Below are 25,220 nucleotides of genomic sequence, written 5' to 3'. Positions count from 1 at the left end.
TGTGGGCGATTGGCGTTGTCGCAACGTCGCTGGCTGGCGCCAACTTCGCGCACAGGGTGCGCTCCTACAGAACAAGAGTGCTGGCGAGCGAGGTTGGCAGCACAACACCTGCGCGCGATCATGTAGGGCTAGTCCCATGCGCCACCCATGCGGCGCACTCATTGGCTTGCCTCCGCCATGACCGCGAGGTGGGCCCAAGCCAGGAACCTCCATGACCGATCGCCTCGCCCCACTTTATCCCCAGCACCTCGCCACCTTGCGCGAACGCGCCGACCGGGCGTTGGTACTCGGTGGCTACGACCACCTGGTGATCGCCGCCGGCACGCCGCTGCGCAAGTTCCTCGACGACCAGGACTACCCCTTCGTCGCCAGCCCGCATTTCAAGCACTGGCTGCCACTGACCGATGCACCAGGCAGCTGGATCGTGCACACGCCGGGGCAAAAGACCAAGCTGGTGTTCCTGCAGCCGCGCGACTACTGGCACGTGGTGCCGGAGGCGCCGCGCGGCTATTGGGTGGAGCACTTCGACATCGTGATCGTGCGTAGCGCTGTCGAAGCCGTAGCCCAGCTGCCTGGCGCCACCACGCGCCGCGCGGTGATCGCTCCCGAATGCCCAAGCGTGCCCGGTGTCGAAGCCAACAACCCGCAGCCCGTGGTCGACTACCTGCACTGGCACCGTTCGTACAAGACACCCTACGAACTGGAGTTGATGCGCGCCGCTAGCCGTACCGGCGCACGCGCGCACCGCGCGGCGGAGCATGCATTCCGCAACGGCGAGAGCGAACTCGGCATCCATCAGGCTTACCTTGCCGCGGCTGGCGCCATCGACGCGGAACTCCCCTACGCAAGCATCGTCGGCCTCAACGAACACGGCGCCGTACTCCACTACACCCATTTCGATCGCACGGCCCCCGATTACAGCCGCTCGTTCCTGATCGACGCCGGCGCCAGCGCGGCGGGTTACGCCAGCGACATCACGCGCACCTACGCTGGCAAAGGCGAGGACGAGTTCCAGGCCTTGATCAACAGCGTCGAAGCCGCCCAGCTCAGCTTCGTCGCGAAAGTGCGCGCCGGGCAAAGCTACCCCGAGCTGCACATCCATGCTCACCACGTACTAGCCGACGTGCTGCGCGAACACGGCCTTATCCGCATGAGTGCCGAAAGCGCGGTCGAGTCCGGCGTCACCGCCGCCTTCTTCCCACACGGACTGGGCCACCCCATCGGCCTGCAAGTGCACGACGTCGCCGGCTTCCAGCGAAACGAACACGGCGGCAACATTCCCCGCCCCGACGGCCACCCCTATCTGCGCATGACGCGCGTGCTCGAACCCGGCATGGTGGTCACCATCGAACCCGGCCTCTACTTCATCGATATGCTGCTCGACGAACTGCGCGACAAGCCATTCGCCGCAGACATCGACTGGACCAAAGTACAGACCTTCCGCCCCTACGGCGGCATCCGCATCGAAGACGACCTGGTCTGCACCACCGACGCCCCCGAAAACCTCACCCGCGACGCCTTCGCGCAACTCTGACCATGCCGGCGAACATGCCCCCACTGCTCGGCCCTGCCCCGCTGCCACCACACGCAACCAAACGAAGCCGCGCACTGCCGTGGATCATGCTTGCCGTCGGCCTCCTGCTCGGCCTCGCCATCACCATCGGCGGCATCGCATGGTGGGGCTGGCACCAATTCGTCATCCAGGCCACCGCAGCGATGAACGAACACCCCGTCGTCGCCCAACACATCGGCCACATCCGCCGCGTCGACGTCGACTGGTCCACCACCACCGACGAACCGGACGACGACACCTTCGCCTTCCACGTCACCGGCGATCGCGGCAACGGCACCGTCATAGCGCGCTTCCTCACCGAAGACGACGACCATGAGCGCATCGACGGTGGAAGACTGGTGATGGCGGATGGTTCGAGCGTTGATCTGGCGTTGGATGTTGAAACTGTTGAAGACGGCGCGCGTTGATGTAGCGCGCCACGAGGTTTGTTGATTCACTCCCTCTAAGTAGCAACGCCATCCCGAGCACCCACCCCTCACCCCAACCCTCTCCCCCGGAGGGGAGAGGGAGCAATGCTTTTCTGATCTTGCTGGGCGATGCGAAGCGAGCCCGTAACGGGTCCCCTGTGGAGCGGTGAGGGTTGGACGATCAGGCCCCGAAGGGGGCATCGACAGGACGTCGATGCCTTTTCGACACGACAGGGATGTCGTGTCGAAAAGCCCGGCCAACCCTCACGGACCCGCAGGCGAAGCCGGAGGGCGCGTAAGAGGGGTGCCCTCTCTTTTGGTTACTTTTCTCTGGGCAAACAGAGAAAAGTAACTCGGCCTCCGGCAGGAGGACGAAACCCGCCGCAGGCGAACCCGGTCGCGCCAACGCCACAACCGAGCGACAACGCCACTGGATCCCTGCCTACGCAGGGATGACGAAGTAGAGATGTTGTCGCAGAGCCGAACCCTCACTCCCATGGTGACTACCTACGCCCCACCGAAGTAAGAGAAAGAAGGCCACCCGCAGACCTGATCCAGATCATCCCCCTGCGACACCCCACCTCTGCGACAACACTTCGCGCGACATCCACACCCCCACTGGTTATCCTGCCCCGCAGCTGATCCAGGGGAACACCAGATGTCCACGTCGTCTGCCCAACCCAGCAGCGCACCTCAAGGCCGCCCCCTGAGACGGCTGGCGCGCGAACTGATCCTTATCGTGATTGCCAAGATCGTGCTGCTCACGCTGATCTGGTGGATCGCCATCGCTCCGCATCCACGCCCCGATACCCGTCCGGCCGCGATCGAACAACTGCTCGCTCCCGCCACCTCATCCTCCGCTGCGCACAAAGGCCATCCATGATCATCGATGCCGATGTCGTCACCCTGTCACGCCTGCAATTCGCGCTGACAGCGCTCTATCACTTCCTGTTCGTACCGCTCACGCTGGGCCTGGTGTGGATGCTCGCCATCATGGAAAGCGTCTACGTGATGACCGGCCGCGAAGTATGGAAACGCATGACCCAGTTCTGGGGCGTGTTGTTCGGCATCAACTTTGCGATGGGTGTTGCCACGGGCGTCACCATGGAGTTCCAGTTCGGCATGAACTGGGCTTACTACGCGCACTACGTGGGCGATGTGTTCGGCACGCCGCTGGCCATCGAGGGACTGATGGCGTTCTTCCTGGAAGGCACGCTGGTCGGCCTGTTCTTCATGGGCTGGAAGCGCATCTCCAAAGTGAAGCATCTGCTGGTCACCTGGTTCCTGGCGCTGGCCACCAGCCTTTCCGCGCTGTGGATCCTGATCGCCAACGGCTGGATGCAGAATCCGGTGGGCTCGGCCTTCAACGCCGAAACCATGCGCATGGAAGTCACCTCTTTCAGCGAGGTGGTGTTCAACCCAGTGGCACAGGCCAAGTTTGTGCATACGGTGAGCGCGGGCTATGTGATGGGTGCGATGTTCGTGCTCTCCATCAGCGCCTGGTATCTGCTGCGTGGACGCAATGTGGATTTCGCCAAGCGCTCGATGACCGTGGCCGCGAGCTTCGGCCTGGCCGCAGCACTGTCGGTGGTGGTGCTGGGTGACGAATCCGGTTACGCGGTTTCCGAAAACCAGAAGATGAAGATGGCCGCGATCGAGGCCATGTGGAAAACCGAGCCTGCACCCGCTTCCTTCACGGTGTTTGGCATCCCCGACGTGCAGAACCGCACTACGCACTATGCGTTGCGCCTGCCCTGGGTGATGGGCCTGATCGGCACACGCTCGATCGACAAGCCGATTCCCGGCATCGCCAATCTGGTCGAGGAGACCAAGGGCAAGATAGATAACGGCATTCAGGCTTATGACGCAATGTTGGTGTTGCGCGAGGACAAGAACAACGCACAGGCCAAGGCGATTCTCGCGGCACATGACAAGGACCTGGGTTACGCGCTGCTGCTGAAGCACTTCATCGACGATCCACGCCAGGCCACGCCGGCGGATATCCAGAAGGCGGCGGATAGCACCATTCCCAATGTGCCCGTGCTGTTCTGGTCGTTCCGCATCATGGTGGCCTGCGGCTTCTACTTCATCGCGCTGTTCGCGTATTCGTTCTGGCTGTCCAGCAAGCGCAAGCTCGACGACAAGCGCTGGTATCTCAAGCTCGCGCTGTGGAGCTTGCCGTTGCCATGGGTAGCGGCGGAGCTGGGCTGGATCGTGGCCGAGTACGGACGCCAGCCGTGGGCGATCGAAGGCATCTTGCCGACGGCGCTGGGCGTGTCTTCAGTGACGTCCGGACAGGTATGGACCTCACTCGGCGGCTTTGTGCTGTTCTACACCGCACTGGCGGTGATCGACGCGACATTGATGGTGAAGTTCGCGCGCAAGGGACCGGACGGCCTTGGCCTCTGGCCATCCACCAGTGCGACCAAGGGCTGAGGAGAACGCCATGTTCGATTACGAATCCCTGCGAGTGATCTGGTGGGCGTTGCTCGGTGTGCTGCTGATCGGCTTCGCCATCATGGACGGCTTCGATTTCGGCATCGCTGCGCTTCTGCGCGTGCTTGGTCGTAACGACGAAGAGCGGCTGGTACTGCTCGAAACCATCGAACCTACCTGGGAAGGCAACCAGGTGTGGTTCATCCTCGGTGGCGGCGCCGCCTTCGCCGCATGGCCGATGCTCTATGCGGTGTCGTTCTCCGGCATGTACCTGGCGATCTTCCTGGTATTGGTCGCTTTCATCCTGCGGCCGGTCGGCTTCAACTTCCGCGGCAAGATCCATGACGCGCGCTGGCGGAATCTGTGGGACTGGGTGCTGGTCGCCTCCGGCGTGGTGGTGATGCTGATTTCTGGCGTGGCCTTCGGCAACCTGTTCCTTGGCGTGCCGTTCCAGTTCGACGGCGACCTGCGCATGAGCTGGCACGGCAGCTTCTTCGAACTGTTGCATCCATTCGCGCTGGTCGCCGGCCTGGTGTCGCTGAGCATGCTGCTGGCGCACGGCGCCTGCTGGGCGGCCATGAAAGCCGATCAAACCATCGCTGTAAGGGCGGCCAAACTGGCCCGTTGGCTCACGCTCGTCTATGTCGTGCTCTACGTGCTTGCCGGCATCTGGCTTGCGTACGGCGTGTCTGGCTACGCCATCGTGGGGCCGGTGGTGACCGACGGCGTCTCCAATCCGCTGTTCAAGGAAGTGGCCCGCGGCAGCAGTTGGTTCGCCAGCTATATGCAGTACCCATGGTTCTGGTTGGCGCCGGTGCTGGCCCTGCTCGGCGCGATAGGCGTGCAGCTGACAGTGGCGAAAACCGGCCTGGCTGCTTTCGCCAGCAGCAGCCTGATGGTGGCGGGCACCATCCTCTCCGCCGGCTTCGCGCTGTTTCCGTTCTTGCTGCCATCCAGCCTCGACCCACGCTCCAGCCTCACGGTGTGGGATGCCTCATCCAGCCGCGGCACGCTGGGCCTGATGCTCGGCGCCACGGCGATCTTCATGCCGTTGATCATCCTCTACACCAGCTGGGTCTATCGCGTACTGCGCGGGCGCGTGACGCTCGATCATGTCCGCGATTCCAGCCACACCTACTGACCGGAGCCTGCAACCATGTGGTACTTCTCCTGGATTCTAGGTCTCGGCCTGGCCTGCGCCTTCGGCATCCTCAACGCAATGTGGTACGAGGTGCATGCGACGGATGAAGCGGATCGGCGCAGTGACCGCAGTGAAACCGACGCCTGAAAGCACCACGGCCCGCATCGCCTGATGCGGGCCGTTCGGATGTCCAAATGCTGGAGGCCTCAGCGCTGTGCGAGCAGCGCTTCAATAACTTCGGGATCGCTGGGCACGGCAGCCGTCAGCACCTCATGCCCATCGCGCGTCACCGCCACATCATCCTCGATACGGATGCCGATACCGCGCCAACGCTCGGCCACGGAGCGCTCGTTGACCGGCACGTAGATGCCCGGCTCCACTGTCACTACCATGCCCGGCTCGAGTAGACGCGGCTCGCCATCCACGCGGTAGTCGCCCACGTCGTGCACGTCTAGGCCCAGCCAGTGGCCGGTCTTGGCGGGAAAGAACAGTTTGTAGCTGCCTTCCGCGATCGCCGTATCCGCATCGCCCTTAAGCAAACCGAGCGAACACAGGCCTTCCGCAATCATTCGTACCGCTACTTCATGCGCGGCGCTGAAGGATTGCCCGGGACGTACTTCGTCGATGGCGGCCTGTTGCGCGGCCAGCACCACTTCGTAGAGCGCACGCTGTTCACGGCTGTAACGGCCACTGACGGGAAAGCTGCGGCTGATGTCCGAGGCATAGCATTCCAGCTCGGCGCCCGCATCGATCAGTAGCAAATCACCCTCGCGCAACGGTGCGCGATTCGCCTGGTAATGCATCACGCAGGCGTTTGGGCCGGATGCGACGATCGGTGGGAAGGCCGGCACCGCACCGTGACTGCGCATGACGCGCGTCAGCTCCGCCTCCACTTCATATTCATGACGTCCAGGTGTCGCAATCCGCATCGCCGCCAGATGCGCTTCCGCTGCGATAGCTGCCGAGGCGCGCATCAACTTCAGTTCCGCCCGCGACTTGTACAGGCGCAAGTCGTGCAACAGATGCCCCAGCACAACGAACTCCTTCGGCACCACGCCACCGCCGCGTAGCTGGCGCAGGCGGCGCATCCAGCCTAGCAACTGCGCGTCGAATTCCGGCTCGCGACCGAAGTGGCAGTACACACGTGCCCGGCCTTCAATCATGCCGGGCAAGATGTCGTCGATGTCGTCGATGGGAAACGCGTCGTCCATGCCGTGGTCGCTGACGGCACGTTCGGTACCGATGGATTCGCCGTGCCAGCGCTCATGCTCCACATCGCGCTCACGACAGAACAGCACAGTTTCGCCGTGCCGGCGCCCGGGCAACAACGCCAGCACAGCACCTGACTCGGGGAAACCGGAGAGGTAATGCAGGTCCGAGTCCTGGCGATAAGGCCAGGTAGCGTCGGCATTGCGGATGCGCTCGGGTGCGGCGGCGATCAACAGGACGGCGTCTTCGCCAGCCATCTTCATCAGCTGGCGCCGACGGCGGGCGAACTCGTCGGGCAGGATATTCAATGCACGGTATCGCTATTGGGTTTGTTGCGGCCTCCGACGCATTCGGCGTGCAGCAGCATGGCGCCGACGCGCACGAATTCATGCACTTCGATCAGGGCATCTTCGTCTTCGGCTTCGTTACCGAACTCGAACTCGGATTTGGCGATGGAACCAAGGTCATTGAGGATTTCCTGCGCATCCTCGGACAGCTTGCCGTGCTTGTCCGAACCGGCCAGGCCGAAGCCCCCAAGAAAACCGCGGCACCAATCCACCAATGCTTCGACGCGCTCCGCGAGCGGGCGATCGTCGGCGGGCAGCAGGGGTTCGAAACCCAGTTCGGGATCGGCCAGTTCGGCTTCGCATTGCTGAACCAGGCGAGCCAGGAACGCCTGGTCGAGTGGCGACGGCGTCACCGGCTCAGCCCCCTCCAGCTCCAGCAGGGCAAGCGGCGATTGCTTGCCGGGACGTCCGCCGGCGGATAGATAACCGCACAGGGAACCGTGCAGTTCGCTGGCATCCACGCCGAGTTGCAGGCGCCTTGCGACGGCGTCCAGATCCTCGTGGCCAATCAGCTCCATAGGCGCCATGGCGGTACTCCTTAAAGGGCAAGTGGGCAGTTTAATGCAGTGCTTCGCAAACCGCCGAGAGCCCCTGCTGACTTCGCCAAACCTCCTGTTATAGTTCCTTGCATGAGCACGCCTGATACCGTCAAGCCAGACCCCGTCAAGCAAGAAATCGCCGCTTTGGGCGAGCAGCTCGACCGCCTGCTCGACATGGTGCGCCGGCTCAACGAGGAAAACCGCAGCCTGCGGCATAGCCAGGAACAGCTGGCCAGCGAACGCGCCGGCCTGATGGCCCGCAACGAGCAGGCGCGCAGTCGCGTCGAAGCAATGATCCAGCGCCTGAAGGCGCTCGAGAACAACGGCTGAGTATCCCGATGAGCACTCCCAGTGAACCGGTCGCCCTGCGACTGATCGACCGCGAATTCCTCATCGCCTGCGCGCCGGAAGAACGCGAGGGCTTGCTGGAATCGGCGGCCTACCTGGATCGCAAGATGCGCGAACTTCGTGCCAACGCGAAGACGCCGGGCTTCGACCGCCTGGCCGTGCTGGCGGCCATCAGCATCACGCATGAGTTCCTGGCACTGCGCAAGCAGCACAGTGGTCATGACCAGAGCGTTAGCGACAGCCTGGCCGCATTGCGACATAAGCTTGCTGCCGCGCTCGACGCACCTCTAAAATAGCCCTCGGCGTTTACTGCGGTGTGCGCCAGCACACTCTTACATTTGCCTTGTTCCTAAATACGGCCCCGGGTCGGCTTTTCATCGGTTGTTGTGCATGTCCGCTGCGTGCGGAAAGCCTTGAGACCATGTGGCCCTCCCACCTGATCCATCGTGGATCAAGGTCGTTTGGTGGGCAGCGGCATCGCGGTTGACGCCACCCCTTTACCGCTACGGCCGAGTTTGTTCCGACATCGGCCGGGCCCGCGGAACCGCCCGCAGCAGCCGCTGCGGGCGTTCTCTTGAGGAGACGCGTCACCGTGGACGCCACCGCCCAGCGCCGCGAACTGCGCCAGCAGCTGGCCGAACGCCGGCGCTCACTCACGCCGCCCCAGCGCATTGCCGCCGCCCAAGGGCTGCGGCGCAGCCTGGAGCAACTCCCCGAATACTTCACCGATCTACGCGTTGCCGGCTACTGGGCCAGCAATGGCGAACTGCCTTTGAACCTGGTGATTCCGCCGCTGGCGACACGCGGCCAGCAGTTTCTGCTGCCGGTGATCGGCCCAGGCACGCATCTGCGTTTTGCTCCCTGGCAGTCCGGCGAAGACGTGCAACCGAACCGCTTTGGCATCCCCGAGCCGGTATCGCCGAAAGAGCTGCTTGAGCCGTTCCAGCTCGACCTGGTGCTCGTGCCACTGATGGCCTTCGACCGTCGCGGCCATCGCCTTGGTTACGGCGGCGGCTACTACGACCGCAGCTTCGCCTTTCTGAAAGACCAGGTACGCCCCACCGAACCGCTTCTGGTCGGCATCGGCTACGCCTTTCAGGAGTTGCCGGAGATCGAGGCCGAACGCTGGGATGTGCCGCTGGACTTCATCGCCACCGACCAGGAATTGATCGACTGCCACGCCAACGGCGAGGACGGAGAAGCACACGCATGAATCATTGGCTGATGAAGTCCGAGCCGGACGCCTTTTCCATCGACGACCTCAAGCGCAAAGGGCAGGAAGCCTGGGACGGCGTACGCAACTATCAGGCGCGCAATTTCATGCGCGACGGCATGCGCGTCGGCGACAAGGTGTTTTTCTATCACTCCAACTGTGCCGAGCCCGGCATTGTCGGCGTCGCCCAGGTAGCTACCGACGCCTACCCCGACCCCAGCCAGTTCGACCCCAAGAGCAAGTACTTCGACCCCGCCAGCTCGCGCGACAACCCGCGCTGGATGCTGGTGGAGGTGAAGTTCGTGAAGAAGCTCAAGCGCACCATCTCGCTGAAGGAGCTGCAGGGCGATCCTGCGCTGGTCGAGATGCCGCTGGTGCGCAAGGGCAATCGCCTTTCGGTAATGCCTGTCGGTGCCGCGGAATGGCGACACATCCTCACGCTCGAATGATCTTTCCCTGATTTCTGGAATCCGCACCATGAGCAACGCAAACGAGAAACGCCAGGCTGGTGAAGCCGCCATCCGCTATGTTGAAGACGGCGCCATTGTCGGCGTCGGCACCGGTTCCACCGTGGCGTTCTTCATCGACGCACTGGCCGATCTGAAAGATCGCATCCAGGGTGCCGTTTCCAGCTCCGAGCAGTCCACCGCTCAGCTGAAGAAACTCGGCATCCCGGTACTGGACCTCAATGCCACAGGCCCACTGTCGCTCTACGTGGACGGCGCCGATGAGTGCGATCCGCACAAGCGCCTGATCAAGGGTGGTGGCGCGGCACTGACACGCGAAAAGATCGTGGCCGCGGCGAGCGACAAGTTCGTGTGCATCATCGATTCGAGCAAGCTTGTGGACCTGCTCGGCAAGTTTCCGTTGCCGATCGAAGTGATCCCGATGGCGCGCAGCCTGGTCGGCCGCGAAATCGTCAAGCGCGGCGGCAATCCGGTGTGGCGCGATGGCGTGGTCACTGACAATGGCAACTGGATCATTGACGTGCACGGCTGGCAGATCGCCGATCCCGTAGCGCTGGAGAAGGATCTCAATCAGATCCCGGGTATCGTGACGGTTGGCTTGTTCGCGCAGCGCGCGGCGGATGTGGTGCTGATCGGCGATCGCGAGATGTGATGCCGTAAGGTCGCGTCCGCCATATGCGCGGACGCGACCCGCGCGGCATCAGTGGATGACCGCCTTGCTCATCGCCACCTGAGCAGCGAAAGCCCCCGAAATGGCATCGCCTGCCTTGGCGTTGTTAAGCAGAACACCATAGACAGCGTTCAACTCGCCTTGCAGCTGCTTCTTCGCCGCCGCCGAGAGCACCCCGTTCTTGCCCGGCCCCATCGGGACGATCACATCCCACAATGCCGGATTGCGTAGCGCCCCCAGGGCAGCAATGCCGTACTTCTCGATCAGGCCCTCAAGCGTCAGGGCCTGGTTCGGAACCACCCTCTTTCGCGTAGCCATGTTTGCCTCCTTGTCGCGCACCATGCGCGAGCGGCAAACGGGAACATTACTCCGGGGCGATGCGCATTACATGTGATGAGGGGGCGAGAACCTCAGCCTGACGCCCCCTTAATCTTGAGGGAGGCCTTCTTGGCGTGCGGGACTAGGATTGTTTGCCCCATCCATGGGGCAAACCCCCGCGTCGCGGGGGCCAGCGCTTACGCGCTGTCCAAATTTGTTCCAGACAAATTTGTCGAACGTGGTCCGACTCCTGTATCCACAGTCCAAAACAAAAAAACCGCCACAAGGGCGGGTTTTTTGTTTTGGCTGGGAGACTAGGATTCGAACCTAGATAAACGGAGTCAGAGTCCGTTGTCCTACCGTTAGACGATCTCCCAATAACTCGCAGTACGGCGCGCTCTGACCTGGGGCGCCGGACTGTCGAAGCGCGATGATTAGCGCTTCGAGAACTGGGTAGCGCGACGTGCCTTGTGCAGACCGACCTTCTTACGCTCGACTTCACGGGCGTCGCGGGTCACGAAGCCAGCCTTGCGGAGCTGCGACTTCAGGCTTTCGTCGTACTCGATCAGCGCGCGGGCGATACCGAGGCGGATCGCACCGGCCTGGCCGGTAATGCCGCCACCGGCGACCGTCACGTTGATGTCAAACTTGTCGGTCGCTTCGATCAGCTCAAGCGGCTGACGCACGATCATGCGCGACGTCTCACGACCGAAGAACTGGTCGAGGGTCTTGCCGTTGACGGTGATGTCGCCCTTGCCCTTGCGCAGGAAGACGCGAGCGGCGGAGGTCTTGCGGCGGCCGGTGCCGTAGTTCTGCTGGATCGCCATGATGATTCCTTAGAGTTCCAGCGCCTGCGGCTGCTGTGCGGTATGCGGATGCTCGGAGCCACCATAGACCTTGAGCTTGCGGTACATGGCGCGGCCCAGCGGGTTCTTCGGCAGCATGCCCTTCACGGCGATCTCGATCACGCGCTCCGGGTGGGTAGCCAGCAGATCCTTCAGACTGGTGGTCTTCAGGTTGCCGACGTAGCCGGTGAAACGGTGGTACATCTTGTCGTCCAGCTTGGCACCCGTGACGGCCACCTTCTCGGCGTTGACCACGACGATGTAATCGCCGGTGTCGACGTGCGGGGTGAACTCCGGCTTGTGCTTGCCGCGCAGACGGCGGGCGATCTCGGTCGAAAGACGACCGAGCGTCTTGTCCGTGGCGTCGATCACGAACCAGTCGCGCTTGACGCTTTCCGGCTTGGCGCTGAACGTTTTCATTTCGGAATACCTAGTCTGCCGCCAAAGTGGCGGTTGGCATAATCGGTGGAGCAAAGGCGCGAGATGATAGCGGAGCTTTCATCTATCGCGCAAGCCCACCGACCGGCGGGCTGCGAGCTGGCGATGATAGCATGATCGGCATGCTCGATGAAAAGCCCCCCATACGGATCGCGGCACTGGCCGACCAGTGCGTGCAGTGTGGTCTGTGCCTACCGGTGTGCCCTACCTATGCGCTGGACCGGAATGAGGCGGAATCGCCGCGGGGTCGCATCGCTATCGCTGCTGCGCTTGCCCGCGGGCAAGCCTCCGCCACCCCGGCGCTACGCGAACATATGGATCACTGCCTGGGCTGTCTGAATTGCGAAAAGGTGTGCCCGGCCAACGTGCAATATGGCGAGCTGCTGGTGGAAACACGGGCCATGCTGGGGCCGTCGCCCACGCGGCCGGAACGCGAACTTGCGCTGATTCGCCAGCCCGCCCGCTGGCGACGCCTGCGGCGGATCGCCGGATGGACCGGCTTTACCCGCTGGAAGCCACTGCTACAAAGCCTTCTGCCATCGAACTCCCCGATGCGCACCGCCCTGGCAATCTGGCCCAGGCAGCCCCTTCCGAACACGCAGCCATCTCCGCTTACTAATCCAACGGCCGGCGAGACAATAGCCCTCTTTCCCGGCTGCATTGCCAGCGTCGAAGATGCCGAGGCACAGCAGGCCGCCATCACTCTATTGCGCGCGGCCGGCTACCGGGTGACCGAGCTGCCGGCCTTCTGCTGTGGCGCCATGGATCTACACGGAGGAGACGCCGACCGCGCAGAACAGGCGACCCAGCAGGTACGCGCCACCTGGAAGAAAGCCGGCGCAGATCACCTCGTATCCATCACACCCGGATGCATCGGCACCCTGCGCCGCGCGCTTCCTGATGTAGATGTCATCGACCCGGTCACCCTGCTCGCCATCCGCGTCGATCGCCTGTCATTCCGCCCCCTGCAGGAACGTATCGCCGTGCACTTGCCCTGCACACAGAGCAATGTGGCACGCAGCGACGCCTCACTACTGAAACTGCTGCAACGCATTCCCGGACTCGACGCAAAAACACTACCGCGCCCGCCCCACTGTTGCGGCGCCGCCGGCACCCACATGCTGGAATTCCCCGAGCGCGCCGCCCGCCTGCGCAACGAGACCCTGCGGCAGGCCGCCACCTTGGCGCCGCAACGTCTGTTGTCGTCCAATATCGGTTGCCGGCTGCATCTCGCCGCCGGCATGGACGATGCGGGCCGAAGCTGGCCGCACCAACACCCACTGGTCCTGCTCGCCCGGCAACTGGAAACCTGATGGAGGCCGCCATGAACGCCCGCATCCTTTCGCCCCTCGATCGCCTGCTGATCGGCCTGGAGCGCGCCCTGGAAACGGTGGCCGGCAACCCCGAAGCGGCTCGCCCCTCGCCAGCTGCCGATGTCGACGAAGCCGAGATGGATGACACCGAACGCCGCCACGCCGCCGGCCTGATGCGCATCAACCATACCGGCGAGGTATGCGCGCAGGCGCTGTACGACGGCCAGGCCGCCCTGGCGCGCAGCGAAGAAAACCGCGAACACCTGCAGCACGCCGCGGCCGAGGAAACCGATCACCTCGCCTGGTGCGCCGAACGCCTGAAGGAACTGGACAGCCGCCCCAGCCTGCTCAACCCGCTGTGGTACGCCGGCAGCTACGCCATCGGTGCGCTGGCCGCACTCGCGGGCGATCCGGTCAGCCTTGGCTTCGTGGTGGAAACCGAACGCCAGGTAGAAGCGCACCTGGAAGAACATCTGGATCGCCTGCCGCCGCAGGACGATCGCTCGCGCGCCGTGCTGGCGCAGATGCAGGCCGACGAAGTGCGCCACGCCGAGAACGCGAAGGAGCGCGGCGGCATCGATCTGCCGTTCCCGATTCCCTCGCTGATGCATGTGAGCTCGCTGGTGATGAAGACCGTCGCCTATCGCATCTGACGCGACGCAAATCCGTGTGCCCATAAAAAAACCCGCCTTTCGGCGGGTTTTTCATTACATCAGGTTGCGTCCGTGGAAGAGCTCTTCGATCTCGCGGCGCAACAGCGATTCGATGCGCTGGCGTTCCTTGAACGAGAGATCGTCCGCATGCGCCTCGAACAGGTACGTATCAAGGTCGAAGTCCTTGATGTGCATCTTCGTGTGGAACATGTTTTCCTGGTACACGTTGACGTCGAACATCTCGTACTTCTGGCGGATGTGCTTGGCCAGGTAGTCCTGCACCGAGTTGATCTTGTGGTCGATGAAGTGCTTCTTGCCCTTCACGTCGCGGGTGAAGCCGCGCACGCGGTAATCGGTAACCACGATGTCCGACTCGAAGCTGTCGATCAGGTAGTTCAGGGCCTTCAGCGGCGAGATCACGCCGCAGGTGGCCACGTCGATGTCCGCGCGGAAGGTCGCGATGCCGTTGTGCGGATGCGTTTCCGGATACGTATGGACGGTGATGTGGCTCTTGTCCATGTGCGCCACCACGGCACCGGAGATGGTGTCGCGGCCGAGCTTTTCGATCACCGGCTCCTCGGAAATGAGGATCGTGACCGATGCACCTTGCGGATCGTAGTCCTGACGCGCAATGTTGAGGATGTTGGCGCCGATGATCTCCGCCACATCCGTCAGGATCTGGGTGAGGCGATCGGCGTCATACTGCTCATCGATGTATTCGATATAGCGCTGGCGCTGCTCTTCCGACACCGCATAGCAGATATCGTAGATATTGAAGCTCAGGGCCTTGGTCAGGTTGTTGAAGCCTTGCAGACGCAGGCGCGGGAGTGGTTTCACCACAGCGACTCTCCATGGCCGTTGCTCGGCCAGCAGTAGAGGCGGGTTAGCGACAAGGGTCCCCGCTGGATAATACGACGCGAAAGCATCAAGCTTCCGCGACCCTTGTGACCGGCGTGCGACAGGGGGTCGCAACCGAAAGATCGTGAAGTATGCGGCAAAATTTGGAAAAACTGAACCTTGGCAGGCCGGACTTGTTTGCCATAATGCCGCGGGGACTGCTTTAAGACCTGCCAGCCTTCCGCCTTTGCGGAGGGCCCGACCCTACTTAGCTGGGACAGACCGTGGCGCAACTCAAATACCAACTCCAACAAGCTTTTGAACGCTCCCAGGCACCCGCCAATTTCGCTCCCGACCCCGCGTCAATGGAGCGCTTTCTCGCCCTTTGCCACCGCCGTCGCTATCCGGGCAAGACGGCCATCATCCGTCCCGGCGATCCGGCCAACACCTTGTATTACATCGTCGACGGCTCACTCGCGGTCTGCACCGAGGACGAGCAGGGCCGCGAACTGATCCTGGCCTACCTGAGCCGCGGCCAGTTCATCGGCGAAATGGGCCTGTTCGTCGAACAGGCGCAGCGCGAATCCATGGTGCGCACCCGCACCCCCTGCGAAATGGCCGAAATCAGCTACGAGCGCCTGTTCCATCTGATGGAAGGCCCTCTGCGCGAGGAATGCCCCAAGATCCTGTTCGCCATCGGCTCGCAGCTGACTCATCGCCTGCTGCGCACCTCGCGCCAGGTCAGCCGCATGGCGTTCATGGACGTCACCAACCGCATCTCCCGCACCCTGCTGGACCTGTGCCAGGAGCCGGACGCCATGAGCCACCCGGAAGGCACCCAGATCCGCATCTCGCGCCAGGAAGTGAGCCGCATCGTCGGCTGCTCCCGCGAAATGGTGGGTCGTGTGCTCAAGCAGCTGGAAGAGCAGGGCATGATCGACGTGGCCGGCAAGACCATCGTGGTGCGCGGCACCCGCTGAGGCAACGCCATCATCTCGCCTCCCCCAAACATCCCGGCGCAAGCCGGGATGTTTGCTTTCAGGGGAGCGGATTCAGCGCTTGCGCATTTTCTTCGGCGCCTCGTAGATCATGTAGACGTCCGCCCGCTCGTAATGCGAGCCGGACCACGTCCCCGGCTGAAGCACAAAGCCCGCCTGTTCGTACATGCGCAGCGCCGTCCTCAGGCGGCTGTTGGATTCCAGGAACAACTCCTTGCCACCGCGCTGGTGGAATTCGGCGACGGCGGCATCCAGCAGTTTGCGGCCGGCACCAAGCCCGCGAAAGCTTTCGTCCACGCACATCTTGGAAAGCTCATAAACGCCCGGCGACTCCTGCAACAGCGCGCAGGTGCCGATAACTTCCCCGCCCAGCCGCGCGAACAACAGCGCGCCGCCCGGGCCAAGTACGTAGCGCTCGGGATCGCGCAGCATCTGCTTGTCGATCTCTTCCAGCCGGAAGTATTTCTGCAGCCATTGCGCGTTGAGGCGATAAAAGTCCTCGGCCAGCGCCGGCTCGTAAGGCACGATCTCCAGCGGCGCGGCACGCAAGGCAGCATGCTCAGCCAAAATCGCCTCGACGATGGGCCGCTCCTGCAGCGCCTTCTCGCAAGCCGCCATCGCCACCAGCAAACGCTCGCCATCATCGCCCAGCGCCGCCACAGCGCCGCGCCGGATCGAGCACCAAATCAGGCCAAGTTGCGACAGCGAATCCGTGCCCTTGGCGGCCAGGGTGAGCACGCTGCGACGGCCATCGGCCGGATCGCGCTTGCGGCGGATCATCCCGGCTCGCGCCAGCCGGTCGGCGAGCTGGCTGACGGCCGAATGGGTCTGGCCGATCGCAGCGGCGACGTCGCCCACTGTGCTCGGCCCGTTCTCCCACAGATAGCGCAGCACCGGAAACCAGCGCGATTCGATCTGCGCGCCACAGGCACGGTAGACCTCGTCGGCCGCGCCATAGAAATGATCGCTGAGTGCCTTGAGGCGGCTGCCGAGCGCCAGCTCGGCCAGCGAAGCGAGGTACATGGGGACGATCCTCAGAAAATTATGTAAGCACTAACATAATTAGTCGGAGACCAGAAAAACAAGTGGCCGGGGCAAGCCCGGCCACTCATGCATACAACCCCCGCCCAGACGGATCGGTCAGAACCAGTCGACGCGCGTCACGCTTCGCCCCAGCGCCTTCTCCAGCCGCTTGCACACCTTGGGCGTGCCGTTGACCAGCACCGCCTCGGCAGCCGGCTTCAGCATCGGGATGTCCTGCAGCGAGTCGCTATAGGCCAGTTGCCACTCGGTCACGCCGGCAGCCTTGAGCTTCACCAGCTTGCGCCGCCCCACGTTATGGAACTTGACGCGCATGCCCAGCATCCCCGGCTTGAACTCCGAGGCGAGCACTTCCAGCCTGTCCAGACCCAACTGCCCAAGGATCGTCTTCACTACGGTCTGCTCACAGCCGGTGACCACAATCACCCGATCGCCCTCCGCCTGATGCCGACGCAGCGTGCTCAGCCCGTCGCGGAAGAACTGGCCCGGCCGGCGCACCAGCGACGTGGCGAAATCGGTCGCCGCCTGGCTATAGCGGCGCTCACTCAGTCCAAGCAGGCCGACATGCACCGCCGTGCGGACGGGGATACGCCACGAAATCGGCCACGTCAGCAGCATCCACGGCAGCATCGGCAGCAACAGCAGGCGACGCAGCAGCGAGCCGCGAAAACGCTCGCGCATGAACACACTGAACGCATCGCCGCGAAACAGCACACCATCGAAATCGAACAACACGGTTCGCGGCGCACACACAGCCGCCTCCACCGTTTCCGGCTCCATCTCCACCTTATCCCCTGTCACCATGAACGTCAGCGCGTAGCGAACAACTTCTTCAGTTCGCTGCCGGGATCCTCGGCACGCATGAAAGCCTCGCCCACCAGGAATGCGTTGATGCCCGCATCACGCAGGCGCTCCACGTCATCGGGGCTGTGGATGCCCGATTCGCTGACCAGAATGCGGTCATACTCCATCAGCGCCTGCAATTCGATCGAGGTATCCAGATTGGTTTCGAAGGTACGCAGGTTGCGGTTGTTCACACCGATCAGCGGCACCGGCAGGGCCAGCGCGCGCTCCAGTTCCTCGGCGTCATGCACTTCGCACAGCACGTCCAGGTCCAGATCGGCCGCCAGCAGCGACAGCTCCAGCAGGGCGGCATCGCCCAGCGCCGCGACAATCAGCAGGATGCAGTCCGCGCCGATCGCGCGCGCCTCATACACCTGATACGGATCGATCACGAAATCCTTGCGCAGCACCGGCAAGGAGCAGGCATTGCGCGCCTGACGCAGAAAATCTTCGCTGCCCTGAAAGAAATCCTTGTCCGTCAGCACCGAGAGACAGGCCGCCCCGCCCTTTTCGTAGCTGCGCGCGATCGCCGCCGGATCGAAATCCGGACGGATCACACCCTTGCTCGGACTGGCCTTCTTCACCTCGGCAATCACCGCCGACAGGCCAGCATCGATCTTCGCCTCGATGGCGGCGGCAAAGCCGCGCGTCTCGGGCGCGTCGGCGGCGCGCGCCGTGAGCTCGGCCAGCGGCAGCCTGGCGCTGCGTTCGGCGATTTCTTCCGTCTTCCGCGTCAGGATGCGTTGCAGGATGTCAGTCATGATGGTCTGTGTTCGGTAGGAGCGCACCTTGTGCGCGAACAAGGTTACAGCGTAGCCACTCCGTTGGCGTATCGCGCACAGCGTGCGCGCCTACTGCCTTCGGTCTATGCCTGAGCGAGGCGCTGGGTAGTCGCCACGAATGCGTCCATTTTTGCACGAGCCGCGCCGCTGGCAATGGTGACGCGCGCCAGTTCGATACCATCGTCGATGGAACCGGCCACGTCGGCCGCATAGAGCGCCGCGCCCGCGTTGAGGCAAACGATGTCGTGCGGCACGCCGCGGCGCCCTTCCAGCGCATCCAGCAGCATCGCGCGCGATTCCGCCGCGTTCTCCACCCGCAGATTGCGGCTGGATGCCATCGCCAAGCCGAAATCCTCCGGCTCCACCTCGTATTCACGCACTTCGCCGTCGCGCAGCTCGCCGACCAGGGTCGCCGCGCCCAGCGAGATCTCATCCATGCCGTCGCGTCCCCACACCACCAGCGCATGCTTCGCGCCCAGCTGCTGCAGAACGCGCACCTGAATGCCCACCAGGTCGGGATGGAACACGCCCATCAGGATGTTGGGCGCGCCAGCCGGATTGGTCAGCGGCCCGAGGATATTGAACAGGGTGCGCACACCCATTTCCTTGCGCACCGGCGCCACCACCTTCATCGCCGGATGGTGATTGGGCGCAAACATAAAGCCGATATCGGTCTCGGCCATGCATTGCGCCACCTTGGCCGACGGCAGATCGATCGACGCACCCAGCGCCTCCAGCACATCCGCGCTGCCCGATTTGGACGACACGCTGCGCCCGCCATGCTTGGCGATCCGCGCACCCGCCGCCGCCGCGACAAACATCGATGCGGTCGAAATATTGAAACTGGAAGCCCCGTCACCACCGGTACCGACGATGTCCAAGAAATGATCGTGCGGTGGCGCATCCACCTTGGAGGCCAGCTCGCGCATCACGCGCGCCGCGCCGGTGATCTCGCCAATGGTTTCTTTCTTCACGCGCAGGCCGGTGATGATCGCCGCCGTCATCAGCGGGCTCACTTCGCCGCGCATGATCTGCCGCATCAGCTCGATCATCTCGTCGTGGAAGATCTCGCGATGCTCGATGGTCCGTTGCAGCGCTTCCTGCGGGGTGATGGTGATACTGCGCCCCTGTCCGTTCATGCAGCCAGCATCAGCGGCAGGCCGAGGAAGTTGCGCAGCAAATCATGGCCGTGCTGGGTCAGGATCGACTCCGGATGGAACTGCACGCCCTCCACCGCCAGCGTCTTGTGGCGCAACCCCATGATCTCGTCAATGGAGCCGTCGGCGTTCTCGGTCCACGCCGTCACTTCAAGGCAATCCGGCAGCGAAGACTGCTCCACCACCAGCGAGTGGTAGCGCGTCGCCTCGAACGGATTCGGCAACCCGGCGAACACGCCCTGGCCGCGATGGCGCACCGGAGACGTCTTGCCATGCATGATCTGCTTGGCGCGGATCACCTTGCCGCCGAACGCCTGCCCGATCGCCTGATGGCCCAGGCACACACCGAACACCGGAATCTCGCCCGCCAGCTCGCGCAGCACATCCAGCGACACACCCGCATCGTCCGGCGTACCCGGCCCTGGCGAAATCATGATGTGCGACGGCCGCAGCGCACGGATGCCGGCCACGTCCAGCGCATCGTTGCGCACCACCTTCACCTCCTGTCCCAACTCGCCCAGATACTGCACGAGGTTGAAGGTGAAGCTGTCGTAGTTGTCGATCATCAGCAACATAGGCGCGCCAATCGCTCAATTCGTCTGGGGTGGATCAAGAGGAGAGTCGCATTGTAGCCACTCATTTGGATGGCTGTATCCGACTAGGCCGCCCGCCGCCCGGTATCAGGCTCGACAGAGACATTCACCCGGTAGCCGAGCCTGGCCAGCGCCTCCTCGACCTGTTCCAGCTTCGATTTGTGGGTAAGGCTCAACAGGCGGTCCACCTGCGGCCCATGCACTCCGAGTAACCGGGCCAGGCCAGACTTGCGCAGACCCTTCGCCCGCATCGCCTCGTACAGGCCGATCTTGGCCACATCGAGCGCCGGCAGGCTGACGTAGTGCTCCCCGCGCTTCTTTTCCGTCGCGCGAGGAATCGACTGCCGCTCATCCATATACGACTGCAAGACCAGCGCGATCCCGTCTACCGACTCGCGCAAGGCCTCCTCCACCGAGTCGCCCACGCTATTGAAGGCCGGCAGGTCACGGCAGGAGGCGACGTAGGCACCGTCATCCAGGGTCAACTTGATTGCATAGCGCATGTTTCGCTCCGCGGATGCCAAACCTTATTTCAGGCCAAGATCTTTCAGGATCTTTTTTCGCAGCGACTCCACAATCTCTTTGGAGCCGTGATTGGGAACCACCGAGGTTTTCCCGTTGAATCTGGCGAACTGATGACTCCCCCGCTGGCGCTCGAATACCACTCCCTGTGCCTTGAGCCACCGGATGAACTCGCTGTATTTCATGGCGTCCCTGCCACGTCGCCAAGCCGCCGGCACTATAACAACAAATATGTTGTACACAACAGCTCTGTTGTGCGCAACGAACCCCTTAGCGCGGCGCCAGTATCGCCGCCGACAACCCGGCGTCGGCCAGATGCCCCGGCAGCGCCCGGCCCAGCGCCAGACTGGCGCAAGCTTCTCCCATCGCCGCGCTGGTCTGGATCCCGTAGCCGCCCTGCGCGGCGACCCAGAAGAACCCATCCGCATCTTTGGCAAAGCCACCGACCAGGTCGCCGTCAGCGACAAAGGAGCGCAGGCCGGCCCAGGTGCGGGTCGGGCGGCGGATGCTCAACGTGGTCGCTTCCTCGATGCGATAGATGCCGAGGGCGATATCCAGCTCCTCCGGCTGCACGTCGTGAGGAAGCACTGGATCGGCATTGGCGGCTGAGCCGAGCAAGAGGCCGGCGTCGGGTTTGAAGTAGAAACTTTCGTCCACGTCGATCACGAACGGCCAGTGCGCGGTCGGCAGTTCCGGTGGCGGCTCAAACAGGAAGGCGGAGCGCCGCCGCGGCTCGATACCCAGCGGCGCCACCCCGGCCAGCATCGCCACCTGATCCACCCAGGCGCCGGCCGCGTTGAGCAGCAGCGGTGTGCGATAGACCTGCTCGCCGGTATCCACATACCAATGTCCCGGCCCGCGTTCGATCGCCGCGATCTCGACATTCACGCGCAACTGCCCGCCGCGCGCACGCAGCCCGCGCAGGAAACCCTGATGCAGTTCGTTGACGTCGATATCCGCCGCGCCGGGTTCCAGCAGGCCGATATGCGCCGCCTCCGGTCGCAGTACCGGCACCTGTTCGCGCAGCTCGCGCCCCGTCCGCAGGCTGAGGTCCGGCGTGAACGGCAGCATCGCCGCATGCATCGCCATCACCCGCTCGACCTGCGCCTCCGTGCCGATGATCGCGGCACCGCGTGGCGTAAGGATGGACTGTGACGCAAAGCCAGCCGGCGGATGGTCGAGAAACGGTCGCGTCGCGCGCGTCAGTGCGCGCACCTGCGGCGAACCGTACGTCTCGGAGAACAGCGCCGCCGATCGCCCGGTGGCGTGCACGCCCGCATGCGCTTCGCGTTCCAGCACCAACACCTGCGCGTGCGGCGCCATGAAATAAGCCGCCGAGGCGCCAGCCATGCCGGCGCCAATCACGATGGCTTCGATATCCGTCACCCGACTCACGATGCATCCGCCATCGATTGTTTCGCCACCACACTCGTCGCGGTCAGATCGGCGGTGACATTGCCCAGCGTCGCGAGCGCATCCGGCAGCGTGTCCACCGCCAGCATCAGACCCAGCGGCCCCACCGGCACGCCCATCGCCTGCGCCACCGGCAGATTGGTGGCCATGAAACTCACCTGCCCCGGCAAGCCCACCGAGCCCAGGCTGATCACCACCGCCAGCAGTGCACCGGCCACCAACTGCGCCACGCCCAGATCCATGCCGAAAGCCCAGGCAATAAAGCAGGCCGAGGTGACGTACTGCACCGGGCTGGTAAGCCGGAACAGGCTCACCGCCATGGGCAGCACCAACGCAGTGACATGGGGGGGATAACCCAGCCGCCCACCCGCGCTATCGAGCATCGCCGGCATCGATGCCAGCGACGACTGCGTACTGGCCGCCACGATCTGCGCCGGCACGAGCGCGGCGATAAAACGCCGTGTGCGCTCTCCACCCCACACCAGCGCCACCGGCAGCATCATCGCCGTCACCGCAAGATAAAGCAGGCATTCCACCAGCACGTAGATGCCCAGCGCGCCCAGCATGTGCAACCCGGCCCGCGCGCATACCGCGAGGATCAGCGCGAACACACCCAGCGGCGCGACCCACAACACCCAGCGCACCACCACAATCATCGCATCGGCCACGGCCTGGAAGAACTCCACGATCAGCGCCCGGCGCTTCGCCTCGATGCGGGTCAGTGCAAAGCCGAAGAACAGCGCGAATACCACCAGCGGCAGCATCGCGCTCTGCGCCGCGGCCATGATCGCGTTGCTGGGCACGATGCCGTTGAACCAGTCGGCCCAGCCCATGGGAGCCGCCGTCACTGGTGTGGCCACGGCTCGGCCGAGCGCCTCGGTCAACGCAGGGCTGCGCGGAAACAGTGCGAACAAGAGCGGTGCGGCAAGCGCCGCGAACAAGGCCCCTGCCACCAGCAACACCACGAACACCACGATCGAGCGCCGGGCCACCCTGCCCGAGGCCGCCGCATCGGTCGCCGTGTTGACGCCGACGATCACCAGCGCGAACACCAGCGGCACCACGGTCATCTGCAACGCGTTCAGCCATAGCCGTCCAAACGGCTGCGCCACATCCGCCACGCGCAGCGCGGTGGCCGGATGCCAGGCATCCAGCGCCAACCCAAGCGCCGCGCCGGCCGCCAGACCGATCAGGACCCGCGTGGTGGCGTTCATGGCAGCGCCCAGTCCTTGCGCAGGCGCAGGTATTCCTTTTGCGGCAGCAGGATGAAGACCGGGTTTTCCTCCGGCTTCAGCCAGGTCAACAGCATCTGCATCTCCACTTCGTCCATCGCCGTGCAGCCGGCCGTGGTTTCCATAGGCATCTGCCACAGGTGCGCGAAGATGCAGGAGCCCGCGCCGCGCTTGCCGATGGGGTTCTGCTCGATCACGAAGCCGAGCTTGTAGCGCATGTCGCCGTCGGCATGCAGATCGCGCCGCATCGGCTCGGTGGAATCGGCCACGGCCTGCTGGCCGACTTCGCGCGCATCGACGATGCGGTTGTAGAGCGGCGAACCGTCCACGTCGACGCAGTAATCCGACTCTTGCAGCCCGCGGTAAGGCAGCGCTGTGGTCGAGCGCGCGGCATAACCGAAAGCCTCGCCGACGCGGAAAACGCCAGCCGCACTGCGCCCGTCGCCCTCCTTCTTTACCGGTCCACCCGTTTGCGCCGGCTGCAGACCCTCGCCCCAGGCGGCGCCGGAACGTCCAATGCTTACTGGCACGCCCTCGCTCACCTCTTCCCAGGCACCGTCGCCGCGCTCATAGGTGCGCAAGTCACCATGATCCGCGTCCCAATCGGCAATCGTCACCAGCACCAGCTGATGCGCATCCTGCCAGGGCGTGCTGTTCACGGGAGCCTTGGGCACCTGCTGCACACAGCCGGCCGTGATACCCACCAACATCAAGCAAAAGATCGAGCGCGGAGCGGAGCGAAAAAATGCGTTGAACATGCGGACCTGTCGATATGAAGAAATTACCTAGGGTTCGAGCAACAACTGCATGCGTTCCAGATTGGCCACCAACTGCGCGTGGCGCTGTTCGTCGCCTTCGCACAACTGAATGAAGATGCCATCGAGCAACTGCTGCAGGGCGGACTGATACAGCAGCGATTGAATATACGGACGATCGTCATGCGCCGACACCAGCAGCGCGATATTTGCCAGCGCGCGCAGCGGATTCGACGTATGTCGCGTCACCGTGAGCAGACGGCCGCCCTGCTCGCGGAAGAAGCGCCCCACCTTGCACAACGCCGGATGGTTGCCGTGCTCGGAGAACACCAGCAGCACATCGCGCGCACCCGCCGCGGAAATACTGGCGGTCATCCGCGTAATGTCGAAGCTCTGCACCGTGGCCATGCCCAGCATCGACAGCTTCAACGCAAAGCCGCGCGCATAGATATCGTCTTCGCCCACGCCAATCACAAAGACCTTGCCGGCGCCAGCAAGCGCGTCGAGCGCCACCCTTAACGTTTCCGGTGGATTGATCAGCCGGGTCGCCTCTTCCGCTTCCGACTTGCGCCGCCACAAGCTGTCCGCCTGCGCGGCGGCGTCATCGGCCACATGCCGCGACACCACCGCCGCATCGCCGTTATCGGCGCGGGCGATCGCCTCGCCCACCGAGTACTTCAGGTCCGGGTAACCCTTGAAACCCAGCTTCTGAGTGAACTTGACCACGCTGGACTGACTGATGCCCAGCGCGTTGGCGAGCTGCTGCGAGGAGTAGTCGCGCAACAGCTGCGCGTTCTCCAGGATGAAATCGGCGATGCGCCGCTCCACCGCCGACATCTGGTCGCGCTCGGAGCGGATTTTCACCAAGGGAGACATGTGAGAGCCTGCTTATGATCTCCCCGTAGCCCGCGCCGGGATCTGTTTGCGCGCAGGCCAAGGAAGAACGAAGGAGTGTACGTCCGTACACGACTGAGTGATGACGCCGTCATGCGGGCAAACAGACCCGGCCCGAAGGGTTGCCGCTGAGTGGCCGCCAGGCGGTGGCACGCGGCTTGGCCTGACGGCCAGTCAGGCGCTGCGCCACGCACCACCGCCTGGCGGCCACTCAGCGGCAACGCGGGCCACGGGGA

The 25,220-nt window shown here is 63.7% G+C and carries 31 protein-coding genes, 1 tRNA gene and 1 other RNA gene; 15 read left to right on the top strand and 18 right to left on the bottom strand.

Annotated features, from left to right (window positions below; all coding sequences use genetic code 11):
- Positions 1 to 211 precede the first annotated feature (211 nt).
- The 6 genes from pepQ to cydX all read left to right on the top strand — a co-directional run bounded on the left by pepQ (position 212) and on the right by cydX (position 5,704).
- Positions 212 to 1,534 (top strand): Xaa-Pro dipeptidase, encoded by a 1,323-nt coding sequence (pepQ, locus tag ISS97_RS05985; protein WP_379987161.1) that lies wholly within the window; start codon positions 212 to 214, stop codon positions 1,532 to 1,534.
- Positions 1,535 to 1,620: 86 nt separating this feature from the next.
- A complete protein-coding gene (locus ISS97_RS05980) occupies positions 1,621 to 1,980 on the top strand; it encodes a hypothetical protein (protein ID WP_379987162.1) in 360 nt (119 codons plus the stop codon).
- A 658-nt stretch (positions 1,981 to 2,638) separates the two neighbouring features.
- Positions 2,639 to 2,863 carry a cytochrome oxidase putative small subunit CydP gene (gene cydP / locus ISS97_RS05975; RefSeq protein WP_379987163.1) on the top strand — a complete coding sequence of 75 codons (225 nt, stop codon included), beginning with the start codon at positions 2,639 to 2,641 and terminating at the stop codon, positions 2,861 to 2,863.
- Positions 2,863 to 4,416: a cytochrome ubiquinol oxidase subunit I gene (locus ISS97_RS05970; protein ID WP_449757860.1), complete on the top strand. Its 1,554-nt coding sequence runs from the start codon at positions 2,863 to 2,865 to the stop codon at positions 4,414 to 4,416. Before cydP ends, ISS97_RS05970 begins: the two co-directional genes overlap by 1 nt.
- 10 nt (positions 4,417 to 4,426) lie before the next feature.
- Positions 4,427 to 5,557, top strand: a complete 1,131-nt coding sequence (gene cydB, locus ISS97_RS05965) for a cytochrome d ubiquinol oxidase subunit II (RefSeq protein ID WP_379987165.1) — start codon at positions 4,427 to 4,429, stop codon at positions 5,555 to 5,557.
- A gap of 15 nt (positions 5,558 to 5,572) precedes the next feature.
- Positions 5,573 to 5,704 (top strand): cytochrome bd-I oxidase subunit CydX, encoded by a 132-nt coding sequence (gene cydX / locus ISS97_RS05960; RefSeq protein WP_379987166.1) that lies wholly within the window; start codon positions 5,573 to 5,575, stop codon positions 5,702 to 5,704.
- A gap of 59 nt (positions 5,705 to 5,763) precedes the next feature.
- On the opposite strand, the gene ISS97_RS05955 is transcribed toward cydX, so the two are convergent.
- Both ISS97_RS05955 and ISS97_RS05950 read right to left on the bottom strand, forming a co-directional pair.
- Positions 5,764 to 7,074 carry an aminopeptidase P N-terminal domain-containing protein gene (locus ISS97_RS05955; protein WP_379987167.1) on the bottom strand — a complete coding sequence of 437 codons (1,311 nt, stop codon included), beginning with the start codon at positions 7,072 to 7,074 and terminating at the stop codon, positions 5,764 to 5,766.
- The gene (locus tag ISS97_RS05950) at positions 7,071 to 7,640 is read right to left on the bottom strand and encodes a UPF0149 family protein (RefSeq protein WP_379987168.1); all 570 of its coding nucleotides are present in this window, start codon (positions 7,638 to 7,640) and stop codon (positions 7,071 to 7,073) included. Before ISS97_RS05950 ends, ISS97_RS05955 begins: the two co-directional genes overlap by 4 nt.
- Positions 7,641 to 7,742: 102 nt before the next feature.
- Between ISS97_RS05950 and ISS97_RS05945 the strand changes: the two genes are divergently transcribed.
- The 6 genes from ISS97_RS05945 to rpiA all read left to right on the top strand — a co-directional run bounded on the left by ISS97_RS05945 (position 7,743) and on the right by rpiA (position 10,332).
- Positions 7,743 to 7,982 (top strand): TIGR02449 family protein, encoded by a 240-nt coding sequence (locus ISS97_RS05945; protein WP_090449236.1) that lies wholly within the window; start codon positions 7,743 to 7,745, stop codon positions 7,980 to 7,982.
- 8 nt (positions 7,983 to 7,990) lie between these two features.
- Positions 7,991 to 8,296: a cell division protein ZapA gene (locus ISS97_RS05940; RefSeq protein WP_379987169.1), complete on the top strand. Its 306-nt coding sequence runs from the start codon at positions 7,991 to 7,993 to the stop codon at positions 8,294 to 8,296.
- A 7-nt stretch (positions 8,297 to 8,303) separates the two neighbouring features.
- Positions 8,304 to 8,490: non-coding RNA, 6S RNA (gene ssrS / locus ISS97_RS05935), on the top strand.
- 102 nt (positions 8,491 to 8,592) lie between these two features.
- Positions 8,593 to 9,213 carry a 5-formyltetrahydrofolate cyclo-ligase gene (locus ISS97_RS05930; protein ID WP_379987170.1) on the top strand — a complete coding sequence of 207 codons (621 nt, stop codon included), beginning with the start codon at positions 8,593 to 8,595 and terminating at the stop codon, positions 9,211 to 9,213.
- Entirely contained in the window at positions 9,210 to 9,662 is a 453-nt protein-coding gene (locus ISS97_RS05925; RefSeq protein ID WP_379987171.1) for an EVE domain-containing protein, read from the top strand. Before ISS97_RS05930 ends, ISS97_RS05925 begins: the two co-directional genes overlap by 4 nt.
- Before the next feature lie 28 nt (positions 9,663 to 9,690).
- Entirely contained in the window at positions 9,691 to 10,332 is a 642-nt protein-coding gene (gene rpiA / locus ISS97_RS05920) for a ribose-5-phosphate isomerase RpiA (RefSeq protein ID WP_379987172.1), read from the top strand.
- A gap of 48 nt (positions 10,333 to 10,380) precedes the next feature.
- Here the strand turns inward: rpiA and ISS97_RS05915 are convergent, their stop codons facing one another.
- The 4 genes from ISS97_RS05915 to rplM form a co-directional block, all read right to left on the bottom strand.
- Positions 10,381 to 10,668: a hypothetical protein gene (locus tag ISS97_RS05915; protein WP_090449245.1), complete on the bottom strand. Its 288-nt coding sequence runs from the start codon at positions 10,666 to 10,668 to the stop codon at positions 10,381 to 10,383.
- A 303-nt stretch (positions 10,669 to 10,971) separates the two neighbouring features.
- Positions 10,972 to 11,045: transfer RNA gene (locus ISS97_RS05910), tRNA-Gln, on the bottom strand.
- 57 nt (positions 11,046 to 11,102) lie between these two features.
- Complete coding sequence (gene rpsI / locus ISS97_RS05905) at positions 11,103 to 11,495, bottom strand: 30S ribosomal protein S9 (RefSeq protein WP_379987173.1); 393 nt, start codon at positions 11,493 to 11,495, stop codon at positions 11,103 to 11,105.
- 9 nt (positions 11,496 to 11,504) lie between these two features.
- Positions 11,505 to 11,933 carry a 50S ribosomal protein L13 gene (gene rplM / locus ISS97_RS05900; RefSeq protein ID WP_379987174.1) on the bottom strand — a complete coding sequence of 143 codons (429 nt, stop codon included), beginning with the start codon at positions 11,931 to 11,933 and terminating at the stop codon, positions 11,505 to 11,507.
- A gap of 131 nt (positions 11,934 to 12,064) precedes the next feature.
- On the opposite strand from rplM, the gene ISS97_RS05895 reads away from it, so the two are divergent.
- Both ISS97_RS05895 and coq7 read left to right on the top strand, forming a co-directional pair.
- Positions 12,065 to 13,264 carry a (Fe-S)-binding protein gene (locus tag ISS97_RS05895; protein WP_379987175.1) on the top strand — a complete coding sequence of 400 codons (1,200 nt, stop codon included), beginning with the start codon at positions 12,065 to 12,067 and terminating at the stop codon, positions 13,262 to 13,264.
- Positions 13,265 to 13,275: 11 nt separating this feature from the next.
- On the top strand, positions 13,276 to 13,917 hold the full coding sequence (gene coq7, locus ISS97_RS05890; protein ID WP_379987176.1) for a 2-polyprenyl-3-methyl-6-methoxy-1,4-benzoquinone monooxygenase: 642 nt from the start codon (positions 13,276 to 13,278) through the stop codon (positions 13,915 to 13,917).
- 54 nt (positions 13,918 to 13,971) lie between these two features.
- Here the strand turns inward: coq7 and speD are convergent, their stop codons facing one another.
- Positions 13,972 to 14,757, bottom strand: coding sequence for an adenosylmethionine decarboxylase (gene speD, locus ISS97_RS05885; protein ID WP_090449251.1), 786 nt, complete (start codon positions 14,755 to 14,757; stop codon positions 13,972 to 13,974).
- Positions 14,758 to 15,038: 281 nt separating this feature from the next.
- Between speD and crp the strand changes: the two genes are divergently transcribed.
- Entirely contained in the window at positions 15,039 to 15,734 is a 696-nt protein-coding gene (gene crp / locus ISS97_RS05880) for a cAMP-activated global transcriptional regulator CRP (protein WP_090449252.1), read from the top strand.
- A 72-nt stretch (positions 15,735 to 15,806) separates the two neighbouring features.
- On the opposite strand, the gene ISS97_RS05875 is transcribed toward crp, so the two are convergent.
- From ISS97_RS05875 to ISS97_RS05825, 11 genes are all read right to left on the bottom strand, one after another.
- Positions 15,807 to 16,775, bottom strand: coding sequence for a bifunctional helix-turn-helix transcriptional regulator/GNAT family N-acetyltransferase (locus ISS97_RS05875; RefSeq protein ID WP_379987177.1), 969 nt, complete (start codon positions 16,773 to 16,775; stop codon positions 15,807 to 15,809).
- 117 nt (positions 16,776 to 16,892) lie between these two features.
- Positions 16,893 to 17,597, bottom strand: coding sequence for a haloacid dehalogenase-like hydrolase (locus ISS97_RS05870; protein WP_379987178.1), 705 nt, complete (start codon positions 17,595 to 17,597; stop codon positions 16,893 to 16,895).
- 5 nt (positions 17,598 to 17,602) lie between these two features.
- Complete coding sequence (gene trpC / locus ISS97_RS05865; protein ID WP_379987179.1) at positions 17,603 to 18,397, bottom strand: indole-3-glycerol phosphate synthase TrpC; 795 nt, start codon at positions 18,395 to 18,397, stop codon at positions 17,603 to 17,605.
- Between the two features lie 104 nt (positions 18,398 to 18,501).
- Positions 18,502 to 19,557, bottom strand: a complete 1,056-nt coding sequence (gene trpD / locus ISS97_RS05860) for an anthranilate phosphoribosyltransferase (RefSeq protein ID WP_379987180.1) — start codon at positions 19,555 to 19,557, stop codon at positions 18,502 to 18,504.
- Positions 19,554 to 20,150, bottom strand: a complete 597-nt coding sequence (locus ISS97_RS05855; protein ID WP_379987181.1) for an anthranilate synthase component II — start codon at positions 20,148 to 20,150, stop codon at positions 19,554 to 19,556. Before ISS97_RS05855 ends, trpD begins: the two co-directional genes overlap by 4 nt.
- 83 nt (positions 20,151 to 20,233) lie before the next feature.
- Complete coding sequence (locus ISS97_RS05850; protein ID WP_379987182.1) at positions 20,234 to 20,671, bottom strand: type II toxin-antitoxin system HicB family antitoxin; 438 nt, start codon at positions 20,669 to 20,671, stop codon at positions 20,234 to 20,236.
- Positions 20,672 to 20,695: 24 nt separating this feature from the next.
- A complete protein-coding gene (locus tag ISS97_RS05845; RefSeq protein ID WP_379987183.1) occupies positions 20,696 to 20,875 on the bottom strand; it encodes a type II toxin-antitoxin system HicA family toxin in 180 nt (59 codons plus the stop codon).
- Between the two features lie 85 nt (positions 20,876 to 20,960).
- A complete protein-coding gene (locus ISS97_RS05840; protein ID WP_379987184.1) occupies positions 20,961 to 22,085 on the bottom strand; it encodes an NAD(P)/FAD-dependent oxidoreductase in 1,125 nt (374 codons plus the stop codon).
- Entirely contained in the window at positions 22,082 to 23,317 is a 1,236-nt protein-coding gene (locus tag ISS97_RS05835; protein WP_379987185.1) for a dicarboxylate/amino acid:cation symporter, read from the bottom strand. The genes ISS97_RS05840 and ISS97_RS05835 overlap by 4 nt, the downstream gene beginning before the upstream one ends.
- Entirely contained in the window at positions 23,314 to 24,045 is a 732-nt protein-coding gene (locus ISS97_RS05830; protein ID WP_379987186.1) for a L,D-transpeptidase family protein, read from the bottom strand. Before ISS97_RS05830 ends, ISS97_RS05835 begins: the two co-directional genes overlap by 4 nt.
- 75 nt (positions 24,046 to 24,120) lie before the next feature.
- Positions 24,121 to 24,966, bottom strand: a complete 846-nt coding sequence (locus ISS97_RS05825) for a MurR/RpiR family transcriptional regulator (RefSeq protein ID WP_379987187.1) — start codon at positions 24,964 to 24,966, stop codon at positions 24,121 to 24,123.
- Between the last annotated feature and the right edge of the window lie 254 nt (positions 24,967 to 25,220).

Origin of the sequence: Dyella koreensis (assembly GCF_044904565.1) — a bacterium.
Lineage (GTDB): Bacteria > Pseudomonadota > Gammaproteobacteria > Xanthomonadales > Rhodanobacteraceae > Dyella_D > Dyella_D koreensis.
This window is presented reverse-complemented; position numbering and strand designations above follow the sequence as displayed.

Bases quoted from the DNA above. Each gene is read 5' to 3' on its own strand.
- pepQ (WP_379987161.1), top strand. From the start codon at position 212: ATGACCGATCGCCTCGCCCCACTTTATCCCCAGCACCTCGCCACCTTG.
- ISS97_RS05980 (WP_379987162.1), top strand. From the start codon at position 1,621: ATGCTTGCCGTCGGCCTCCTGCTCGGCCTCGCCATCACCATCGGCGGC.
- cydP (WP_379987163.1), top strand. From the start codon at position 2,639: ATGTCCACGTCGTCTGCCCAACCCAGCAGCGCACCTCAAGGCCGCCCC.
- cydB (WP_379987165.1), top strand. From the start codon at position 4,427: ATGTTCGATTACGAATCCCTGCGAGTGATCTGGTGGGCGTTGCTCGGT.
- cydX (WP_379987166.1), top strand. From the start codon at position 5,573: ATGTGGTACTTCTCCTGGATTCTAGGTCTCGGCCTGGCCTGCGCCTTC.
- ISS97_RS05950 (WP_379987168.1), bottom strand. From the start codon at position 7,640: ATGGCGCCTATGGAGCTGATTGGCCACGAGGATCTGGACGCCGTCGCA.
- ISS97_RS05945 (WP_090449236.1), top strand. From the start codon at position 7,743: ATGAGCACGCCTGATACCGTCAAGCCAGACCCCGTCAAGCAAGAAATC.
- ISS97_RS05940 (WP_379987169.1), top strand. From the start codon at position 7,991: ATGAGCACTCCCAGTGAACCGGTCGCCCTGCGACTGATCGACCGCGAA.
- ISS97_RS05925 (WP_379987171.1), top strand. From the start codon at position 9,210: ATGAATCATTGGCTGATGAAGTCCGAGCCGGACGCCTTTTCCATCGAC.
- rpiA (WP_379987172.1), top strand. From the start codon at position 9,691: ATGAGCAACGCAAACGAGAAACGCCAGGCTGGTGAAGCCGCCATCCGC.
- ISS97_RS05915 (WP_090449245.1), bottom strand. From the start codon at position 10,668: ATGGCTACGCGAAAGAGGGTGGTTCCGAACCAGGCCCTGACGCTTGAG.
- rpsI (WP_379987173.1), bottom strand. From the start codon at position 11,495: ATGGCGATCCAGCAGAACTACGGCACCGGCCGCCGCAAGACCTCCGCC.
- rplM (WP_379987174.1), bottom strand. From the start codon at position 11,933: ATGAAAACGTTCAGCGCCAAGCCGGAAAGCGTCAAGCGCGACTGGTTC.
- ISS97_RS05895 (WP_379987175.1), top strand. From the start codon at position 12,065: ATGATCGGCATGCTCGATGAAAAGCCCCCCATACGGATCGCGGCACTG.
- coq7 (WP_379987176.1), top strand. From the start codon at position 13,276: ATGAACGCCCGCATCCTTTCGCCCCTCGATCGCCTGCTGATCGGCCTG.
- ISS97_RS05875 (WP_379987177.1), bottom strand. From the start codon at position 16,775: ATGTACCTCGCTTCGCTGGCCGAGCTGGCGCTCGGCAGCCGCCTCAAG.
- ISS97_RS05870 (WP_379987178.1), bottom strand. From the start codon at position 17,597: ATGGTGACAGGGGATAAGGTGGAGATGGAGCCGGAAACGGTGGAGGCG.
- trpC (WP_379987179.1), bottom strand. From the start codon at position 18,397: ATGACTGACATCCTGCAACGCATCCTGACGCGGAAGACGGAAGAAATC.
- trpD (WP_379987180.1), bottom strand. From the start codon at position 19,557: ATGAACGGACAGGGGCGCAGTATCACCATCACCCCGCAGGAAGCGCTG.
- ISS97_RS05855 (WP_379987181.1), bottom strand. From the start codon at position 20,150: ATGTTGCTGATGATCGACAACTACGACAGCTTCACCTTCAACCTCGTG.
- ISS97_RS05850 (WP_379987182.1), bottom strand. From the start codon at position 20,671: ATGCGCTATGCAATCAAGTTGACCCTGGATGACGGTGCCTACGTCGCC.
- ISS97_RS05845 (WP_379987183.1), bottom strand. From the start codon at position 20,875: ATGAAATACAGCGAGTTCATCCGGTGGCTCAAGGCACAGGGAGTGGTA.
- ISS97_RS05835 (WP_379987185.1), bottom strand. From the start codon at position 23,317: ATGAACGCCACCACGCGGGTCCTGATCGGTCTGGCGGCCGGCGCGGCG.
- ISS97_RS05830 (WP_379987186.1), bottom strand. From the start codon at position 24,045: ATGTTGGTGGGTATCACGGCCGGCTGTGTGCAGCAGGTGCCCAAGGCT.
- ISS97_RS05825 (WP_379987187.1), bottom strand. From the start codon at position 24,966: ATGTCTCCCTTGGTGAAAATCCGCTCCGAGCGCGACCAGATGTCGGCG.